Origin of the sequence: Aestuariivita sp., from assembly GCF_049276915.1 — a bacterium.
In the GTDB taxonomy this organism is placed as follows: domain Bacteria; phylum Pseudomonadota; class Alphaproteobacteria; order Rhodobacterales; family Rhodobacteraceae; genus Aestuariivita.
Genome location: NZ_JBASXK010000039.1, coordinates 1 through 19704 on the forward strand (window position 1 = coordinate 1; position 19704 = coordinate 19704).

General features: G+C 59.8%; 20 protein-coding genes. 13 read left to right on the top strand and 7 right to left on the bottom strand.

The window, feature by feature from the left end; all coding sequences use genetic code 11:
• The coding region (rpsI, locus tag WAO69_RS03685) for a 30S ribosomal protein S9 (RefSeq protein WP_422176715.1) at positions 1-131 on the top strand (131 nt) is incomplete at its 5' end.
• A 176-nt stretch (positions 132-307) separates the two neighbouring features.
• Here rpsI and WAO69_RS03690 read toward each other — a convergent pair.
• On the bottom strand, positions 308-625 hold the full coding sequence (locus WAO69_RS03690) for a DUF1476 domain-containing protein (RefSeq protein ID WP_422176696.1): 318 nt from the start codon (positions 623-625) through the stop codon (positions 308-310).
• Positions 626-785: 160 nt separating this feature from the next.
• Between WAO69_RS03690 and purC the strand changes: the two genes are divergently transcribed.
• The 6 genes from purC (at position 786) to WAO69_RS03720 (ending at position 8885) form a co-directional block, all read left to right on the top strand.
• The gene (purC, locus tag WAO69_RS03695) at positions 786-1547 is read left to right on the top strand and encodes a phosphoribosylaminoimidazolesuccinocarboxamide synthase (RefSeq protein WP_422176697.1); all 762 of its coding nucleotides are present in this window, start codon (positions 786-788) and stop codon (positions 1545-1547) included.
• Between the two features lie 70 nt (positions 1548-1617).
• Complete coding sequence (gene purS / locus WAO69_RS03700; RefSeq protein ID WP_422176698.1) at positions 1618-1848, top strand: phosphoribosylformylglycinamidine synthase subunit PurS; 231 nt, start codon at positions 1618-1620, stop codon at positions 1846-1848.
• A 4-nt stretch (positions 1849-1852) separates the two neighbouring features.
• Positions 1853-2521: a phosphoribosylformylglycinamidine synthase subunit PurQ gene (gene purQ / locus WAO69_RS03705; RefSeq protein ID WP_422176699.1), complete on the top strand. Its 669-nt coding sequence runs from the start codon at positions 1853-1855 to the stop codon at positions 2519-2521.
• 50 nt (positions 2522-2571) lie between these two features.
• Positions 2572-4362, top strand: coding sequence for a sensor histidine kinase (locus WAO69_RS03710; RefSeq protein ID WP_422176700.1), 1791 nt, complete (start codon positions 2572-2574; stop codon positions 4360-4362).
• A 25-nt stretch (positions 4363-4387) separates the two neighbouring features.
• Positions 4388-5725 (top strand): sigma-54-dependent transcriptional regulator, encoded by a 1338-nt coding sequence (locus tag WAO69_RS03715; RefSeq protein WP_422176701.1) that lies wholly within the window; start codon positions 4388-4390, stop codon positions 5723-5725.
• 493 nt (positions 5726-6218) lie between these two features.
• Positions 6219-8885, top strand: coding sequence for an Rne/Rng family ribonuclease (locus WAO69_RS03720; RefSeq protein WP_422176702.1), 2667 nt, complete (start codon positions 6219-6221; stop codon positions 8883-8885).
• A gap of 52 nt (positions 8886-8937) precedes the next feature.
• Here WAO69_RS03720 and WAO69_RS03725 read toward each other — a convergent pair whose 3' ends face one another.
• Complete coding sequence (locus WAO69_RS03725; RefSeq protein WP_422176703.1) at positions 8938-9171, bottom strand: sulfurtransferase TusA family protein; 234 nt, start codon at positions 9169-9171, stop codon at positions 8938-8940.
• Positions 9172-9307: 136 nt separating this feature from the next.
• Here WAO69_RS03725 and WAO69_RS03730 point away from each other — a divergent pair, with 136 nt between their 5' ends.
• The 4 genes from WAO69_RS03730 (at position 9308) to WAO69_RS03745 (ending at position 13744) form a co-directional block, all read left to right on the top strand.
• A complete protein-coding gene (locus tag WAO69_RS03730; protein WP_422176704.1) occupies positions 9308-10060 on the top strand; it encodes a cytochrome c biogenesis CcdA family protein in 753 nt (250 codons plus the stop codon).
• Positions 10061-10149: 89 nt separating this feature from the next.
• Positions 10150-11412, top strand: a complete 1263-nt coding sequence (locus WAO69_RS03735) for a hypothetical protein (RefSeq protein WP_422176705.1) — start codon at positions 10150-10152, stop codon at positions 11410-11412.
• Complete coding sequence (locus tag WAO69_RS03740) at positions 11409-12770, top strand: cytochrome P450 (RefSeq protein ID WP_422176706.1); 1362 nt, start codon at positions 11409-11411, stop codon at positions 12768-12770. The genes WAO69_RS03735 and WAO69_RS03740 overlap by 4 nt, the downstream gene beginning before the upstream one ends.
• Before the next feature lie 77 nt (positions 12771-12847).
• Complete coding sequence (locus WAO69_RS03745; RefSeq protein ID WP_422176707.1) at positions 12848-13744, top strand: fructose bisphosphate aldolase; 897 nt, start codon at positions 12848-12850, stop codon at positions 13742-13744.
• Positions 13745-13808: 64 nt separating this feature from the next.
• Here WAO69_RS03745 and WAO69_RS03750 read toward each other — a convergent pair whose 3' ends face one another.
• Genes WAO69_RS03750 through fumC form a run of 3 tightly spaced genes read right to left on the bottom strand, consistent with a single transcriptional unit; the run spans position 13809 to position 15597 of the window.
• Positions 13809-14036 (bottom strand): ribbon-helix-helix domain-containing protein, encoded by a 228-nt coding sequence (locus WAO69_RS03750; RefSeq protein WP_422176708.1) that lies wholly within the window; start codon positions 14034-14036, stop codon positions 13809-13811.
• Positions 14033-14206: a DUF4169 family protein gene (locus WAO69_RS03755; protein ID WP_422176709.1), complete on the bottom strand. Its 174-nt coding sequence runs from the start codon at positions 14204-14206 to the stop codon at positions 14033-14035. The genes WAO69_RS03750 and WAO69_RS03755 overlap by 4 nt, the downstream gene beginning before the upstream one ends.
• Entirely contained in the window at positions 14206-15597 is a 1392-nt protein-coding gene (gene fumC, locus WAO69_RS03760) for a class II fumarate hydratase (RefSeq protein ID WP_422176710.1), read from the bottom strand. Before fumC ends, WAO69_RS03755 begins: the two co-directional genes overlap by 1 nt.
• Before the next feature lie 221 nt (positions 15598-15818).
• Between fumC and WAO69_RS03765 the strand changes: the two genes are divergently transcribed.
• A complete protein-coding gene (locus WAO69_RS03765; RefSeq protein ID WP_422176711.1) occupies positions 15819-16382 on the top strand; it encodes a hypothetical protein in 564 nt (187 codons plus the stop codon).
• On the opposite strand, the gene WAO69_RS03770 is transcribed toward WAO69_RS03765, so the two are convergent.
• A complete protein-coding gene (locus tag WAO69_RS03770) occupies positions 16383-16853 on the bottom strand; it encodes an SspB family protein (RefSeq protein WP_422176712.1) in 471 nt (156 codons plus the stop codon). It lies immediately after the preceding gene.
• Between the two features lie 105 nt (positions 16854-16958).
• Complete coding sequence (chrA, locus tag WAO69_RS03775) at positions 16959-18221, bottom strand: chromate efflux transporter (RefSeq protein ID WP_422176713.1); 1263 nt, start codon at positions 18219-18221, stop codon at positions 16959-16961.
• Positions 18222-18811: 590 nt separating this feature from the next.
• On the opposite strand from chrA, the gene WAO69_RS03780 reads away from it, so the two are divergent.
• A partial coding sequence (locus WAO69_RS03780) for a UDP-glucuronic acid decarboxylase family protein (protein WP_422176714.1) occupies positions 18812-19704 on the top strand: 893 nt, incomplete at its 3' end.

The following is a 19704-nucleotide window of genomic DNA, read 5'->3' on the forward strand; positions in this document are numbered from 1 at the left end:
AGCTGTATGATCCCAGCCTGCGCGCGGCCCTGAAAGCGGCAGGTTTCCTGACCCGCGACAGCCGCGTCGTCGAGCGCAAGAAATTCGGCAAGGCCAAAGCGCGCAAGAGCTTCCAGTTCTCCAAGCGTTAAGCCCGAGCCATCGGAACCTGGGAAAAGCCGCTCTTTCGAGCGGCTTTTTTCTTTTGAGCGCACGCATGTGGATGGTGTCGTCCGGCATCTTGAGGACATCACCAAAGCGCGCCGTGGGACAAAAAAGGCCAACCCCGGTGCGGGATTGGCCTGTCGAGATCCGCGATGAGCCGGTCTCAGGAGGTTTCGGTCATCAGCTGTCTTTTGGCTTCGGCCATCAGTTCGAGCATCTTGGTGCGGATGGTGCTTTCGCTGGCCTTGTCGCCCAGATCGCCCGAGACCTTGCGATAGACGTCTTCGTCGCCGGCCTCTTCAAAATCGGAGGCGATGACTTCCTTGGCATAGGCAGCGGCATCATCGCCGGATTTGCCCAGAAGCTCGGCAGCCCAAAGGCCCAGCAATTTGTTTCTGCGCGCTTCGGCTTTGAACTGCAGCTCGGCATCATGCGCAAATTTGCTTTCAAATGCATTTTCGCGGTCGTCAAAAGTACTCATGTCAGGATCACCCTCTGATCGGTCGGTATTGGCATGAGACTGATGTGACATCCGGACTTGCAGGTTGCAAGAGGGGGCAGGCCGCTTGCGACGACAAGGACCTTGGCGTAAGAGGTCCCAAAAGCGGCGTGAGTCCCACGCTGCATCAGAAAGGACGCCCATGGCCCGGCGCAAGAAAATCTACGAAGGTAAGGCGAAGATCCTGTATGAAGGCCCGGAACCGGGAACCATCGTGCAGTATTTCAAGGACGATGCCACCGCTTTCAACGCTGAGAAACGCGATGTGATCGAAGGCAAGGGCGTTCTGAACAATCGTCTGAGCGAGTTTTTCATGACGGGCCTGGCTTGCGTTGGCATTCCGACACATTTCATCAAGCGGCTGAACATGCGCGAACAACTGGTGCGCAGCTGCGAGATCATCCCTCTGGAGATCATCGTGCGCAACTATGCCGCCGGGTCGATGTCCAAGCGCCTTGGGATCGAAGAGGGCACGCAGCTGCCCCGGCCGATCATCGAATATTGCTACAAGGATGACGCCCTGGGTGATCCTCTGGTCAGCGAAGAGCATATCGCCGCCTTTGGCTGGGCCAGCCCACAGGATATGGACGATGTGATGAGCCTGGCCTTGCGGGTCAATGATTACCTCTCGGGCGTGCTCTATGCGGTCGGGATCCGGTTGGTGGATTTCAAGATCGAGATCGGCCGGGTCTATGAGGGCGATTTCCAGCGGCTGATCATTGCCGATGAGATCAGCCCGGACAGCTGTCGTTTGTGGGATATCGAGACCGGTCGCAAGCTGGACAAGGATGTGTTCCGCCGCGATCTGGGCTCGCTTACGGATGCCTATGCCGAAGTGGCGCGCCGCCTGGGCGTGATGCCCAAAGGGGCCACGGGCATGACGAAACCGACATTGATCAACTGACGCCGCCGGTGCTGGCGGCACCTGGGGGATGGGTATTTTGAACCAGAAAGAAGCAGGGGCTGGGCGCGATATGAAAGCACGGGTGCATGTCATGTTAAAGCAGGGGGTGCTGGACCCTCAGGGTGAGGCGGTGCGCCATGCTTTGGGAGCGATGGGCTTTGACGGGGTGACGAGTGTGCGTCAGGGCAAGGTGATCGAGCTGGACCTGGCGGAGGGCACCGGGGAGGCTGCGGTGCGTGAGATGTGCGAGAAGCTTCTGGCCAATACGGTGATCGAATCCTACACGATCGAGATGGGGTGAGCCGATGAAAGCCGCTGTCGTCGTTTTTCCGGGATCCAACTGTGATCGTGATCTGGCCGTGGCGTTTCGCGCCGCGGGGTTTGATGTGAGCATGGTCTGGCACAAGGATGCCGACCTGCCGGCGGGTATGGATATCGTGGGTATTCCGGGCGGGTTTTCCTATGGCGATTACCTGCGCTGTGGCGCGATTGCGGCGCAATCGACGATTTGCGGCGCGATCAAGGCCCATGCCGCGCGCGGCGGCTATATTCTGGGTGTGTGCAACGGGTTTCAGGTTCTGACCGAAACCGGTCTTTTGCCGGGTGCCTTGCTGCGCAATGCCGGTCTCAAATATGTCTGCAAGACTGTTGGATTGCGCGTTGAGACGACTGCGTCGGTCTTTACCGAAGGCTACAAGGGCGGCGAGGTGATCGACATTCCGATTGCACATCATGATGGCAATTACTTTGCCGATGAGGCGACGCTGGCCGCGCTGCGCGACGAGGATCGTGTCGCCTTTCGCTATGTCGACAATCCAAATGGCGCGCGCGATGATATTGCCGGTGTGTTGTCGCAAAACCGCCGGGTCCTGGGCATGATGCCCCATCCCGAGCGTGCGGCTGATGCCGGACATGGGGGCACGGATGGGGCGGCGATGTTCCGCGCCATGGCCGGAGCGTTGACAACCGCGTGATCTGCACGCGCGCGCTTGGCGGGATCGCGGTTGCGGTGTAACCTTGCGCCATGAGTGAACCCAGCAACGAGACAACCCTTCCGCCGGGCCAATTGGCGCTGGTGCGCGCGCGCCCGGATCGCTCGGTATGGTATCTGCGCGGGGCCTTCCTGCTGATCCTGGCCACCGCCACGGTGACGGTCTATGTCACCAACCAGTGGCTTACCACACGGTTCACGGCAACCACGCAGAGTCGCGCAGAGTTGCGGCTGGCCTTGTATTCGGGCAATCTTTTGTCAGAGTTGCAGCGCAACTCGATCGTGCCGCAGATCCTTGCGCGGGACCCGACCTTGATCGGGGCGCTGAACTCGAATGATTTCAGTGGCTCGACCCAGCGATTGATTTCCTTTGTGGAGGAGATCGGCGCGGCCTCGCTGATGCTACTGGATCGCGAGGGGCGCACAGTGGCGGCCACGGATCGCAACCGATTGGGTGAACAACATCGCGCAGCTCCATATTTCGTGGATGCCCTGCGCTCGAACGCCACCGTGTTTTCAGTGATCCGTCAGGAGGCCGGGGCCTATTCCTTCAGCTATGCGCGCCGCATCGAGAGTGTTGCGGAAGTGACCGGCGTGATCGTGGTCGAGGTGGATCTGGCGAAATTCGAACGCTCCTGGGCGGGGATTTCGGATGCCGTCGTGGTCAGCGACAGCACCGGAACCGTGATCCTGTCGACCGAGCCGCGCTGGCGGGGGCTGAGCGAGACTGAAGCCTTGGCGCGTGAAACGCCTCAGGGGGCCATCGAGCGCGCGATCCGCGCAACGACGGATTGGACGGCCTTGCCGGCGGATGCCTATCTGCAGGGCGAGGCGGTGATGCGCACGGAAGGGCGGCTTGGGTTCCAGGGATGGCGGATCGTGTCCTACACCACCTATGCCTCGGTGCGCGAGCGGGTGAATGGCGTCCTGGCTCTGGAGATCATGGGCTTTGCGATTCTGCTGGCGCTGGTGTTTTATTTCCTGAGCAGAAAGAGCGCCTTGCGCGTGGCCCTGTTCCAGCGCGAGTCGGCGGAGCTTCGCGCACTGAACGCACGCCTGCAGCGGGAAATTGCCGAACGCGAACGGGTCGAAAAGACGTTGGAGGTGGCCGAACAAACGCTGGCGCAAAGCTCGAAACTGGCCGCTTTGGGCGAGATGTCGGCGGCGGTCAGCCATGAGCTGAACCAGCCTCTGGCGGCAATGAAAACCTACCTTGCAGGGGCGCGGCTTTTGCTGCGGCGCAACCGGCCCGAAGAGGCGCTTGCAAGCTTTGGGCGGATTGATGGTCTGATCGAGCGGATGGGGGCGATCACGCGGCAGTTGAAGTCCTATGCACGCAAGGGCGGAGAGGCGTTGAGCCCTGTAAACATGGGAGATGCGCTGGCCTCGTCGCTGTCGATGATGGAGCCGCAGCTGCGCCAGCGTCAGGTGCGGATTGCCCGCGTGATGCCCGATGTGCCAGTTCTGGTCATGGGGGACCGGATGCGCATCGAACAGGTGATGATCAACCTCTTGCGCAATGCGCTGGATGCCACCAAATCCGTACAGGACCCCGAGGTCGAGATCATCCTGGCCGTGGGCGAGACCGTGACGCTGACCGTGCGTGACAATGGACCGGGTATCGAGGATCTGGATGCGCTGTTCGAGCCGTTTTACACCACCAAGCAGCCGGGTGATGGTGTTGGGCTGGGGCTTGCCATATCCTCTGGCATCGTCAACGACCATGGGGGCCGGTTGACGGCGCGCAACTCGCAGCAGGGCGGTGCCGTGTTCGAGGTACGCCTGCCGGTGGCAACGATGGACGATATTCAAGCCGCCGAGTAAGCGGCGCAACACTGAGGATCCCGCGATGGCACAGGCCATGAAAATTGCGATTGTGGACGACGAACAGGATATGCGGCAGTCGATCAGCCAGTGGCTGGCATTGTCGGGATATGACACCGAAACCTTTCCCAGCGCCGAGGACGCGCTGCGCTCTCTGGGGCCGGATTATCCGGGGATCGTGATTTCGGACATCCGGATGCCGGGAATGGACGGGATCCAGTTTCTCAAGAAGCTGATGGGCTCGGACAGTGCCTTGCCGGTGATCATGATCACCGGACATGGCGATGTGCCGATGGCGGTCGAGGCGATGCGTATCGGGGCGTATGATTTCCTTGAAAAGCCGTTCAACCCGGATCGCATGAGCGAACTGGCCAAGAAGGCCACTAATGCGCGCCGCCTGACCATGGACAACCGCGCCCTGCGCAGGGAGCTGTCGGATGGCACGCAATTGATGAAAAAGCTGATCGGTTCGTCAGCGACGATGGAACGGCTGCGCGAAGACATTCTCGATCTGGGGCAGGCCGATGGCCATGTTCTGATCGATGGAGAAACCGGCACCGGCAAGACCATGGTGGCGCATGCGCTTCATGCGGTGGGCAGCCGGGCAGGCAAGAAATTCGTCCTGGTCAGCTGTTCGGCCTATGAGGAAGAGGCGCTGGCAAAGCGGCTTTTCGGCCCCATGAACCCCGAGGATTCGCAATTGCCCGCCGTGGAAGAGGCGCGGGGCGGCACGCTGGTCCTGGAAGATATCGAAGCCCTGTCCGAGACCCTTCAGGCACGGCTGTTGAGCATGATCAACGAGCAGGGCACCCCTGCCGAGACGCGCATTGTCGCTATCTGCAACATGCAGGAGCAGGATCGCACGTGCGAAGACGCGCTGCGCCCGGATCTGTTTTACCGCCTGGCGGCGCTGCGCATTACCGTGCCTCCGCTACGTCAGCGCGGAGAGGATATCCTGACGCTGTTCACGCGCTTGTCCGAGCAGTTTGCCGACGAATACGGCTGTGATGCGCCGCAAGTCAGCGCTCAGGAAGCCGCACAACTGTTGCAGGCCCCCTGGCCGGGCAATGTTCGCCAACTGATCAACATTGCCGAACGCGCGGTTTTGCAGTCGCGTCGCGGGTCGGGCACGATTGCCTCACTGTTGATGTCCGATCATGAAGAGATGCAGCCTGTGATGACCACCGAAGGCAAGCCTCTCAAGGAGTATGTCGAAGCCTTCGAACGCATGCTGATCGACAACACGATGCGCCGCCACAAGGGGTCCATCGCAAGCGTGATGGACGAACTGTGCCTTCCTCGCCGGACTCTGAATGAGAAAATGGCGAAATACGGGCTGCATCGCTCGGATTATCTGAGCTGATGCACAGGGCCGCGCCGGGGTGGCAAACATCCCGGATGCGGCGGTTGCACAAGATGCCTCTCTCTTTGGCGCAGGGTGAAACCTTGGGCGGCAAGCAGGGCGATTGTGACATTCACCATTGTCATTCTGCCCGCTCAGGCTTTAAGGTGAACATACGGACAGGCGCAACTGCGTCGCCCCGTACATGAGTTTCGCTGTTTGAACACGGATCGCGGGAAAACCCGCCCGATCAGACAGACCGATTGGCCTCGCAACGCGGGGCGACAGCAACGCCTTTGACAATATGGTGCAAAGGAAACAACGGGCAGAGACAGGCAACTGTGATCTGTCGGAGAAGAACCGCGATGACGCGCGCGAGAGCATTGAGCATCCAGGCAGAGGGCGACCACGCCCGCAACTGCCGCGCGTCTGATATCGCCCAGACAAGACACAACCTCACATGCGACAGGCCTCCGGGACTGGGCGCGTGGTTCAGGTCGTGCATCAAGGAAACATGCCTAAGAAAATGCTTATTGATGCCACCCACGCGGAAGAGACCCGCGTTGTGGTGGTGGACGGAAACAAGGTTGAGGAATTTGACTTTGAATCCGAAAACAAACGCCAACTTGCAGGAAATATCTATCTAGCCAAGGTCACGCGGGTCGAACCTTCGTTACAAGCCGCTTTCGTCGATTACGGCGGAAACAGGCATGGCTTTCTGGCGTTCTCGGAAATCCATCCCGATTACTATCAGATCCCGGTCGCCGATCGCGAAGCCCTGATGGAGGAAGAGCGCGCTTATGCCGAAGCACAGAGCGCGCGTGATGAAGAAGACGAGGCCAAGCCGAAACGGGCCCGCCGCTCACGCGGGCGGGGCCGTTCACGTGCCGAATCCGTCAAGTCAGATGACGCCATTGACAGCGTCGACGTGACCGGTATGGAGACCATTGACCTCGATGAGGATGATGTCGAAACTGTTCTGGGCGTGCCAGAAGGCTCGTCGCCCATGGAAACGGTAGCCGAAACGCCGGTCGAGACACCGATTGTCGATGGCGATGAAGCCGAAGACAGTGACGACGAGGACGAGGCTGAAGATTCCGATGCCGCGGCACTGGATGACAGCATCGAATCCGTTGCCGAAGAAGACGACAGCGAAGACATCCGCCCCGTGCGCAAACCGCGCCCGCGTCGCTACAAGATCCAGGAAGTCATCAAGGTGCGCCAGATCCTTCTGGTGCAGGTCGTCAAGGAAGAGCGCGGCAACAAGGGTGCGGCCCTCACGACCTATCTCAGCCTGGCGGGTCGCTACTGCGTTCTGATGCCCAATACCGCACGCGGTGGCGGCATTTCACGCAAGATCACCAATGCAGTAGACCGCAAGAAACTCAAAGAGATAGCAGGCGAAATTGATGTGCCAAGAGGCGCGGGCCTGATCGTACGGACAGCCGGTGCGAAACGCACCAAGGCCGAGATCAAACGCGACTATGAGTATCTGCAGCGCCTGTGGGAACAGATCCGGGAACTGACGCTGAAATCCATCGCGCCGGCCAAGATCTATGAGGAAGGCGATCTGATCAAACGATCGATCCGCGACCTGTACAATCGCGATATCGACGAAGTTCTGGTGGAGGGCGAAAACGGCTATCGCATCGCCAAGGACTTCATGAAGATGATCATGCCGTCTCACGCCAAGAACGTGCAACGCTATGAGGATCAGCTGCCGCTGTTCGCGCGCTATCAGGTGGAAAGCTATCTGTCGGCAATGTTCAACCCGACGGTGCAGCTGAAATCGGGCGGCTATATCGTGATCGGTGTGACCGAAGCGCTTGTCGCCATCGACGTGAACTCGGGTCGGGCGACAAAGGAAGGTTCGATCGAAGAGACGGCAACCAAGACCAACCTGGAGGCCGCCGAAGAGGTGGCGCGCCAGCTGCGCCTGCGCGATCTGGCCGGTCTGATCGTCATCGACTTTATCGACATGGACGAGCGCAAGAACAACATCGCCGTTGAAAAGCGCATGAAAGACAAGCTCAAGACCGACCGCGCGCGCATCCAGGTGGGCCGTATCTCGGGTTTTGGCCTGATGGAGATGTCGCGTCAGCGTCTGCGGCCGGGCATGCTGGAGGCCACAACACAGCCTTGCCCATCCTGTCATGGTACGGGTCTGATCCGGTCTGATGACAACATGGCCTTGCAGATCCTGCGCCAGATCGAGGAAGAGGGCACGCGCCGTCGCACCCGCGAAGTGCTGGTGAAATGTCCGGTCGGCATCGCCAACTATCTGATGAACCAGAAGCGCGAGCATATAGCTCAGATCGAAGTCCGCTATGGGTTGTCCGTGCGCGTCGAAGGCGATCTGCATCTGGTCAGCCCGGATTTCACCATGGAGAAATTCAAGACCGCAACCCGCGCAATCGTTGCCGTCACGGCTCCTGTCGTGTCCGTGTCCAGCTCTCTCATGGATGAGGTGGATGCCGACGAAGAGGATATCGTCGAGGACGAAGCCGAGGCGGACGAGCCCGAGCAGGACCGCAGCGAGAGCGATGAGGGTGAGGGCAAGCCCAAGCGGCGTCGCCGGCGGCGGCGTCGGGGACGCGGCCGCAAGGATGCGGACGGCCAAAGCGAAGAGAACGGTGGCGAAGAGGGTGACACCTCGGATGAGACCGATGCGGATGGTTCTGCGCCTGAAGCACCTGCCGAGGAGGCCTCTGAAGCCGAAGACAAGCCCAAGCGCACACGCAAACGCGGTGGGCGGGGTCGCAAGACATCGACAGCGCCTGAGGCTGAGACTGAGGCCGAGGCTGAGGCTGCTCCTGCTGAAGAGAGCGCCGAAACTGAGGTCGTGGCAGAGGCTCCTGTGGATGCCGAAGCGGCAGCGGTCGAGGAAAAGCCCAAACGCAAACGCGCACCACGCAAGACCAAGGCGCAAAAGGATGCAGAAGCCGCAGCAACAGTAGCCGCTGCAGAGGCCGAGCCTGAAACCCTGGCCGAAGCCGTGCCCGATGCTGCCGTGGCCGTGACTGAGGCGGTGGCCGAAGTGGTTGCGGAGCCTGCACCTGAACCCGAGACGGACGTTGTTGCCCTGACCGAGCCGGAGCCGGCACCTGAGCCTGAGCCTGAGCCATTAGTTGCTGCAAACGAACCACCAAAGCCGAAAAAACGTGGCTGGTGGTCCTCGTAAATCGAGGGACAGTGAAGACCGAACGGGCCGCCTTGTGCGGCCCGTTTTCGTATCAGCCGCCTTTGCGGATCACATAGACCTGGGCGGCACCCTCCTGACCTTGCTCCAGCAGGGCATGGCCTGCCTCGGCGCAGAAATGGGGTACGTCGACGATCGCGGCAGGATCATCGGCCAGAACGCGCAAAACCGCACCGCCCTCCATTCCCTTGAGCCGCTTGCGGGCTTTCAGAACGGGCAGGGGACAAAGCAGCCCGGTGGCGTCAACTGTGTCGTCAATCTGAGTCATGGGGGTGAGATATACCATTTGCAGCTCGATCGGAATCGGATTTTCGGTCCCTTCAGCGGGGTTGTTTCAGGCTTTCAACGATCATGTGACCGAACAGGCAGGTGACGGCGCGCCGGGAATGCCATAAGCGTATCACATGTTCGGAATCGACATCATCGACGCGGCCTTGTTGCCGGCCATGTTCGTGGCCTTGACGGCGGGAATCATCAGTTTCCTCAGCCCTTGCGTATTGCCTATTGTGCCGCCCTATCTGGCCTATATGAGCGGCGTTTCGATCAACGAGATGCAGGAAGAAGGCAGCGCGCGGCGCAAGGCGACGATTTCGGCGCTGTTCTTTGTAATGGGGCTGTCGACGGTGTTCTTGTTCCTGGGCTTCACGGCCTCGGCGTTCGGAACTTTTTTCCTGCGCAATCAAGAGCTTCTTGCGCAAATCTCAGGTGCTGTCGTTATCGTGTTCGGCCTGCATTTCCTGGGTGTTTTCCGCATTCCCATCCTGGATCAGGAAGCCCGCCTTCAGGCCGGCGAAGGGGGTGGGTCGTCCTTTGGGGCCTATGTGCTTGGCTTGGCGTTCGCCTTTGGCTGGACACCCTGCATCGGTCCGCAACTGGGCGCGATCCTGTCGCTTGCGGCCTCCGAAGCCTCTGTGGCGCGTGGGACGATGCTTTTGGGTGTCTACGCGGCGGGACTGGGTATTCCCTTCCTTCTGGCGGCGATGTTCCTGACCCGCGCCATGGGCGTGATGAACCGGATCAAGCCTTATATGGGGGTTATTGAAAAGGCGATGGGCCTGCTGCTTTTGCTGGTTGGCATCGCCTTGCTGACCGGAGCCTTCACCCGCTTTTCCTGGTGGCTTTTGGAAACCTTCCCGTCACTGGCGCTTTTGGGCTAGGTGGCTGCGCCTTACTCTTGCCAAAAAATACCGCTAGGCTGATCCTAACACCCCGATCAACGGGCGGATGAGCCACAGGCGTTTTTGGCATGAGTGAAACGGTTTCAAAGAAGGTGCGGCGGCGCCGGGTGTTTTACATACCCGGCTATGATCTCATCCATCCGCGCCGCTACCGTGAGCTGTATCGCAAGGAGTCCAGGGCCCAGGGCGAGATCTCGGGCTATGAGATCGGGCTCAAACCCAAGACAGAGGCCGGGAATTACGGCTGGCAGGTCGCCGCCAAGATGGAGGGCGACATCGTCCAGGCCGATGTGGATGTTCTGGTCTGGTCCGATATCGTGCGCGACAGCATGTCCAATTCGATCCCCGCGACCTATGGGCAATTGCTGCGCACAGCCTGGGTTTACATCAGCTCGGGTGCCTTGTTCCGGCTTATGCGGATGCGCAAGGGTCCGGTGATCGCGGCTTTGTACCCCGTGGGCATGCTTTTGGCTCAGCTTGGGCTGGCGGTGCTGGCGTTTTCGCTGGTGGGATCCGTGATCCAAACATTGGGCGCGGCGGTTCAGGGCTTTTTGGGCGGGGTTCAGTGGCTGACTTATCCGTTCAACCTGCTGGAATGGGCGGGCGGGATAGCGGCCGCGATTGCCGTGCTGCGCTGGTTCAAGGGCAAGGATGGCAAGCTGTTTGCCTATTACCTGATGCATGATTTTGCCTATTCGGCGCGCTGGCGGGGAGCCAACCCGCCCGAACTGGAAACCCGCATGGCGCGCTTTGGTGATGAGATCGCCGAGGCGCTGCGCAGCAATGTCGATGAAGTTCTGGTGGTCGGCCATTCCTCGGGGGCGCATCTGGCCGTATCCATTCTGGCCGATCTGATCCGGGCGGGGCGGGTGCCGCAAGACGGGCCGGACCTTGGGTTCCTGTCGTTGGGGCAGGTGGTGCCGATGGTGTCGTTCCTGCCGAAGGCGCATCGCTTGCGCGCCGATCTGCGGTTTCTGAGCGCGCGCGAGGAACTGGCCTGGGTCGATGTGACGGCACCGGGGGACGGTTGTGCCTTTGCACTGTGCGATCCGGTGGCGGTGACGGGAGTGGCTCCGGATGACAAACGCTGGCCGCTGGTGATTTCGGCCGCCTTCACGCAGACGCTGTCCAAGGCGCGCTGGAAAGAGCTGCGCTGGCGGTTCTTCCGGCTGCATTTTCAGTATCTCTGCGCCTTTGATCAGGTGGGTGATTATGACTATTTCCGCATCACTGCCGGGTCGCTGACCCTTCGGGATCGATTTGAAGGGCGCCCGCCGTCAAAATCGCGCATCGACGTGCCGGTGTCGAAATACACCTCGATCTCGGCATGACCATGCAGCCGCCCAAGCCGCCGTCACGGCCCGACCGGGTGTCGTTGTGGCGCTATGGCAAGCTATTTCGCGCAGATATCCTTTCGGCCCAGCCGGCGCGGCTCTATCGGGCGTGGATGGCCGAGTTCAAGACGCCGTTCTTCCGATCATATCTGCTCAACCAACCGGATCTGGTTGCAAAAGTCCTCAAGGAAAGGCCCCGGGATTTTCCCAAGTCCGACCGCATTGGCGAAGGGTTGCGCCCCTTGCTGGGCGATAGCGTGTTTCTGACCAATGGCGCCCAATGGGAGCGTCAGCGGCGCATCATCGATCCTGCATTCGAGGGAGGCAAGCTGCGCCATTCGTTCGGGCCCATGTGGGAGGCCGGTGAAGCCGCCGTTGCGCGCTTGCGCCAGCAGGGAGAAGGTCCGCTTGAGATAGAGGCCGAAACCAGCCACGCAGCAGCGGATGTGATCTTTCGCACGCTGTTTTCGATTCCGATCGACCATGAGGTGGCCTCGGAGGTGTTTGACAAGTTCCGCGACTATCAGCGCAGCCAGCCCATTTTGAATTTGGCGGCCTTTGTGCCCCTGCCGTCCTGGGTACCGCGCCCGCATCGGCGCAAAACCCGTGCGGCGGCCCGCCAGATCCGCGCGTTGATCACGCGCCTGACGGTCGAGCGGATGGCTGCAATCGAGCGCGGCGATGCGCCGGACGATCTGGCGACACGGATCATGACGACGCCGGACCCGCAGACGGGGGCGCGGTTTGATACGGCCGAGATGGTTGACCAGGTGGCGATCTTTTTCCTGGCTGGGCATGAAACCAGCGCCTCTGCCCTGGCCTGGGCGCTTTACCTGATGGCGCTCTATCCCGAATGGCAGGAGAGACTGGCCAATGAGGCGGCGGCGCTTGAGGAGATGCCGGGAGAATTCTCGGTGATGGGTCGCCTCAGGCTTTCGCGCGATGTCTTTCGCGAAACACTCAGGCTTTATCCGCCGGTGCCGATGATGGTACGCGAGGCGTCCTGTCCCGAACGGTTCCGCGATCGCGATATCCCAAAGGGCGCACAACTGGTTTTGTCCCCCTGGCACCTGCATCGCCATGAGAGGTTGTGGGACAATCCGGACGGGTTTGATCCGGATCGCTGGCAGACCGAGAATGGCAAGACATGCATGCGTGAGGCCTATATGCCGTTTTCCAGCGGTGCGAGGGTCTGTCCCGGTGCGGGATTTGCGATGGCCGAAGGGCCGCTGTTACTGTCGATGATCTTGCGTGCATTCCGGGTTGAACGGGTGGAGCAACGTGATCCTGTGCCCGTTGCGCATCTGACGGTCCGCTCAAAAGATGGGATCTGGTTGCATTTACAACCGCGTTAGCGCCATCGGCCCTACCAATCGCTGCAGCTTTGATCTATGCCAGCGCCCAGCGAAACACATGATGTACGAGGGCCCCCATGACAGCCGAGATCACCGCCACCATGACTGACCGCATTGCAACGGGTGCGGGGTTCATCGCCGCCCTGGATCAAAGCGGGGGCTCTACGCCGAAGGCTCTCAGCCTCTATGGCGTCGATCCTTCCGATTACAACGGTGACGCCGAGATGTTTGCCGAAGTGCAGGCCATGCGCGCGCGGATCATGCAGGCTCCGGATTTCACCAGTGACAAGGTTCTGGGTGCCATCCTGTTCGAACGCACCATGGGCGAAAGCGTTGGCGGAAAACCGGTCCCGGCTTTTCTTTGGGAAGAGCGCGGCGTGGTCCCGTTTCTCAAGATCGACAAGGGGCTGGCGGATGTGGCCAGCGATGTTCAGATGATGAAGGACAACCCGGATCTGGATGCGGTTTTGCAAAAAGCCAAGGCTGCGGGGATTTTTGGAACCAAGATGCGCTCGGTTGTGCATGAAGCGAATGCCGATGGGATCACGGCCGTTGTCGCGCAGCAGTTCGAGGTGGGAAATCAGATCCGTGCAGCCGGGTTGGTGCCGATCATTGAGCCCGAGGTGAACATTCACTCGGCAACCAAGGCCGAAGCAGAAGCGCTGTTGCGTGATGCGCTGGCGGCACAGATCGCAGCACTGGAGGGTGATGCGCCCATCATGCTCAAGCTGACGATCCCGTCCGAGGACGGGCTTTATGCCTCTCTGGCCGAGATGCCCAAAGTGCTGCGGGTTGTTGCGCTTTCGGGGGGATATTCAACGGATGACGCCTGTGCCCGGCTGGCGCGCAACCCCGGAATGATCGCAAGCTTTTCGCGGGCCCTGACCGAAGGGTTGAGCAAACAGATGAGCGACGCGGCGTTCAACGCGGCTTTGGGCGCAAATATCGACAAGATCTATCGCGCGTCTGTCTGACGGCAGGTCTGCACCATCATATGCCGAGCGCATCCCAGGGTGATCCTTGCACGGGTCGCCCTGTCTATGTGGTGTTGTCCGTTTTGTACCAGTCCAGCACATAGAGCCGAATGGCGGATGCAAGGCCCAGATCAACCCCGCGACCCGCGTCGATCTCGGCGGCGAGCTGGTTGATGGGTTTGCCCTGACTGTCGGCAATCTCGCGAAAGGACTGCCAGAACGGCTCTTCCAGAGATACGCTGGTTCGATGCCCTTTGAGCGTCAGGGAGCGTTTGACGGGGCGGCTGCTCATTCTTGTTTCTTGCCGTCAAGATCGCGGCTTTGTTTCTCTTTGCGCGCGCGGATCAGGTCTTTTTCGGATTTGCTGCGCCCGAAGGCCACGGCGTTTTCATCGGCGCGGGCCTTCTTGGCAGCCCGCGCCTTGTCTTTGCGAAACCGGTTCAGATTGACCGGTTCGGACATCACTTGGGTCCGATCATCTGTTCGGGACGCACCACGCGGTCGAATGTTTCGGCGTCGACAAAGCCAAGGGCGATGGCTTCCTCCTTGAGGGTCGTGCCGTTCTTATGCGCGGTCTTGGCGACTTTGGTGGCGTTGTCATAGCCGATTTCCGGCGCAAGGGCCGTGACCAGCATCAGCGATTCCCGCATCAGCTTGTCGATGCGCACCTCGTCGGCCAGCAACCCGTCCACGAGATTGTCGGTGAAGGCGACCGATGCATCGCCAAGCAGTTGCATGGATTGCAGCACGTTATAGGCCATCATCGGTTTATAGACGTTCAGCTCGAAATGGCCTTGCGATCCTGCAAAGCCGACGGCGGCATCATTGCCCATGACATGCGCGCACACCTGTGTGAGCGCTTCGCATTGAGTCGGGTTCACCTTACCCGGCATGATCGACGAGCCGGGTTCGTTTTCCGGCAGGATCAACTCGCCCAGACCACAGCGCGGACCCGAGCCAAGCAGGCGGATGTCATTGGCGATCTTGAACAGCGAGGAGGCCACCGTTTTCAACGACCCCGAAAGTTCGACCATTGCGTCATGCGCGGCAAGCGCCTCGAATTTGTTGGGAGCGGTCACAAAGGGCAGGCCGGTGATGTCGGCCATATGGCCCGCCACCGCTTCGGCCCAGCCGTGCCGGGTGTTCAGCCCGGTGCCCACGGCGGTGCCGCCCTGCGCCAGTTCATAGATATGCCCCAGAGATGTCTTGACGCGCGCGATTCCCATGGCGACCTGATGGGCATAGCCCGAAAACTCCTGACCCAGCGTCAGGGGAGTGGCGTCCTGGGTGTGGGTTCTGCCAATCTTGATGATCCCGTCAAAGGCCTCGACCTTGGCTTGCAAGGCAGCGTGCAGCTTCTCCAGACCGGGCAAAAGCACGTCATGGGCAGTCATGGCAGCGGCGATATGCATGGCCGTCGGGAACGTATCGTTCGAGGATTGACCCATGTTGCAGTGATCATTGGGATGAACCGGGTCCTTGGTGCCCATCACGCCGCCCAGAATTTCGATGGCGCGGTTGGCGATGACTTCATTGGCGTTCATGTTGGATTGGGTGCCCGATCCGGTCTGCCAGACCACCAAAGGGAAGTTGTCGTCGAACTTGCCGCTGACGACTTCGGCTGCGGCCTGAACGATCGCATCCGCCAGGTTCGGATCCAGCGTGCCCTGAGCCTTGTTCTGCATGGCGCAGGCTTGCTTGATCACACCCAGCGCGCGCACGATGGCGATGGGTTGTTTCTCCCAGCCGATGGGGAAATTGATGATCGAACGTTGTGTTTGCGCACCCCAGTATTTGTCTGCGGGGACCTCAAGAGGGCCAAAGCTGTCGGTTTCGGTACGAGTCTGGGACATGGGAGGCTCCGTGTGTATACGATTGCATGCCGTTTAGCGGGATGGCGTGGCTCGCGCAACAGAGCAGTTGCGCGCAATCTGCACAATCCGGATCAGGCGAAAATCATAGCTGAATCCCGTCAAGAAAGCCGAATGCGGACAAAACACAGGAAGATGATGACAAGTGTCTTTAACTGGCGCATATCCAGACCTATCTTAAGTCAAATTGTCGGAGAAAACCCTTGGTCACTGTAACTGGTCGTACTGCGTCATTCGCTCAGGTCATTCTGGTTGCGGGCTTGTGTGTGCTTCTGGCAAGCGCAAGTTTCGCCAAAAGTGCCGTTCTGGAGGCTTTTGAAGGGGCATATGCGGGCTCTGCCGAAGTCACGAGTTCCGATGGCACCAAGAGAATGCGCGATATGAGCGTCGAGATCACGGTAACCAGGGAGGGCTTCAACGTCGCCTGGAGTACAACCTCGTATCGCGCGGACGGCAGTGCCAATGAAAAATCCTATGAGGTCGAATTCGTACCCAGTGAGCGGGACGGTGTCTATTCGGCCGCGATGGAGCGCAACGTGTTTGGCCACGAGGTGCAGCTTGATCCGATGCAGGGTGAGCCTTTTGTCTGGGCGCGCATCCAGAATGGCACCATGACGGTGTTCTCATTGTTTGTAGACGATGCCGGCGGGTATGAGATCCAGCAGTTTGACCGCACGTTGACAGATGGCGGTCTGACACTGGACTTCCAGGCGGTTCGAAATGGCGAGCGCACGCGCACCATCACGACATTCCTGGAAAAACAGTAGTTACTTGCGGAAGCGATCCAGCGATACGATCTCGGCATCTGCATGATGCGGTTTGTCGCCGGTTTTCTCGTCCGAGCCTTTTCCCGGATCGGGGTCGTCATCTCCGTCCGATCCGTCATCCGCATTTTCAAAGCGCAGTCCGAATTCCACTGACGGGTCAACGAATGTCTTGATCGCGTCATAGGGGATATACAGGGGCTCGGGCTGGTCACCGAAATTCAGCGTAACCGAAAAGCCTTCATCGCCGATCTCGAGGTTTTCATACCAGTGCTGCATGACCACCGTCATCTCGGCGGGATAGCGTTCGCGCAGCCAGTCAGCGATATTGACGTCCTCATGCGTCGTATCAAACGTGATGAAGAAGTGATGCGCGCCGGGCAGGCCCTGATCCGCTACATCCTGCAGAACGGTCTTGATCAGCCCCCGCATCGCGCGGTGCATCAGATTGCCGTAGTCAATGTCTCGCGTCATGGATCCGTACCCGTGGTTCACCCTCAACATACGAGTTTTGCCGCGAAACGAAAGAGCGTGATGTTCGCCGCGCGGATTTGGCCGACCTGGTGCCTGCAGATATGCCTAGAGACCAAGCAGCGACAGAAGAATTCCGCAGATTGCGCTGAGACCGAGAACCGCTGGAAGCGATCGTTTGACCCAGAACAGGGCAATGGCGGCCAGCGCAAAAAGCAGCACGGCAGTGGCATCAAAACTGGTGACATCCGGCACAACGAGGGCGGGAAGCATCCCGGGCGACGCAAGCATGGTGCTGAAAAACACATGCAAGGCAAACCACAGTGACAGGTTCGCGATCACACCGACCACGGCTGCCGTGATACCCGCAAGCGCCCCCCTCAGACGTGGGGCGTTGGCCAGGCGTTCCACATGGGGCGCAGCCACGAAGATGAACAGAAAACACGGCATGAACGTTGCCCAGAGGCTGACGATGGCGGCGGCAAAGGCCAGCGCAAACCCACCCGAACCATAGCCTGCCAGCATTGCGACGAATTGCGTGACCAGGATCAGCGGACCGGGGGTGGTTTCGGCCAGTCCCAAGGCAGCGATCATCTGTTGCGTGGTGATCCAGCCGAAATCGCTGACCACGGTTTGTGTCATATAAGCCAGCAGCGCATAGGCTCCGCCAAAGCTGATCGTTGCAAGCCATGCAAAGAACCAGCCGATATGCGCAAGGGTATCGGCACCAGCCACAGTCAGCAACGCAAGGGGCGCAAGCCAGAGTGTTCCCCAGAACAGAGCCGTGCGCAGGCTGCTTGCCCAGTCCGGGGCAGCGGCGGGCAGGTCCGTGTCGGGATCGCCGTGCGATCTGAAAAAGCCCCAGAGGGCGGCAAGAGCCAGGATCAGGGGAAAGGGCAGACCAAAGGCAAAGATCCCGACAAAGGATAGGGTGGCAATGATCCAGTCCCAGGTTCCGTTCAACGCGCGTTTTGAAAGCCCCTTGAGCGCCGCCAGAACGATCGCGATCACTGCCGCCTTGATGCCCAGAAACGCGGCCTGAACCACGGGCACTTGACCCCAGATCACATAGACCACCATCAGGGCGGCGATCACCGCCGCACCGGGCAGAACGAACAACGCGCCTGCCAGCAAACCGCCCGCCACCCCGCGCAGACGCCAGCCTGCATAGGTTGCCAGTTGCATCGCTTCGGGGCCGGGCAGGAGCATGCACAGCGACAGGGCCCGCAAATAGGTCTGTTCACTAAGCCAGGGCCGCGTGTCGACAAGCTCGCGGTGCATCAGGCTGATCTGGGCGGCAGGCCCGCCAAAGGACAACAGACCGATGCGTCCGAACACGTGGATCAGATCACGCCAGGACGGAGAGCTCATGGCGCGCGCCCCTCTGGATGCTCGGGATGTTGGCTGGCCATCGGCATGTCTCCCAACAACACAGGTAAACATGCGAACCTTGGGCTCATGCCTCACGGGGCGTTCGCGCCTATCCCCAGGCTCAGTGATGAAGCCACCGGGGGTGCATTTGTCAAGCTTTCAGGCCGGACACGGGCAAGATGTGTCGGACGGGGATGCAAAATCATAAACCCTAGGGATTATCCAAAGGGTGTTCCAGCGATACACCCTTTGGATATGCTGCGTCTTTAGTTGTTATTTATCAGATAGATAAAGACCAAAATTTATTTAACCCTTTGTCCAGCTTCCCGAAAGCCCCGCATCCATCAAAGCTGGAGCAGTCACGAATCTGCGTGATGGGGGAAATTTATTTGGAAAATCCAAAAGCATAGGTGCGTTTCAGCACTGTGCGAAGGAGTTATCCTTCGGACAAGAGCCACTGGGCGCGCACCTCGAATTTTGAAAAAGACGTTTGGGAGCGCTTTATGATTAAAGAATGGAAACACGGGACCAAGAAGAATGCCCGTTCAGAACAAACCCTGATAAGTATAACACAGAAAACGCAGACCGTCATGATCACCGGTGGGGCCGGTTTTCTGGGATCAGCGCTGTGCGATCATTACATCAGTCGCAACTTCCGTGTCATCTGCCTGGACAACCTGTCCACCGGGCGCCTTCAGAACATCGAGCATCTGATGGATGTCGAGGGGTTTTCCTTTGTCAAGCATGACGTGGCCGATCCCTATGACACCGCCGAAAACATCGACTTTATCTACAACATGGCCTGTCCCGCCTCACCGCCGAAGTACCAGATTGATCCGATCGACACATTTCATACCATCGTGATGGGATCGGACAACCTGCTGGGACTGGCTGAACGAAAAGGGGCCAGGATTCTCGAGGCGTCAACCTCGGAAATCTACGGTGATCCCGAAGTCTCGCCACAGGGGGAAGGCTATCGGGGCAATGTGAACACGATGGGTCCGCGCTCGTGCTATGACGAGGGCAAGCGTGCCGCCGAGACGCTGTTTCACGACTATCACGAGCGCCGGGGCGTGGATACGCGCGTGGCACGGATCTTCAACACCTATGGGCCGCGCATGGATCCCGAGGATGGGCGCGTGATCTCGAACTTCGTGATGCAGGCGCTTCGGGGCGAACCGATCACGATCTATGGGGACGGCTCGCAGACGCGATCGTTCTGCTATGTGGACGATCTGGTCAAGGGTCTGGTTGCGCTGATGCATGCCGAGGGTGATTTCTCGGATGCGGTGAACCTTGGCAATCCCGGTGAATTCACGGTGCTGCAGCTGGCGCAGATCGTCATTGAGGAGACGAACTCCTCGTCCCAGATCACGCTTCTTCCCTTGCCTGTGGATGATCCCAGACAACGCTGCCCCGACATTCGGCAGGCGACGGAACGGTTGGGCTGGCAGCCCGAGATCCCGTTATTCGACGGGTTGCG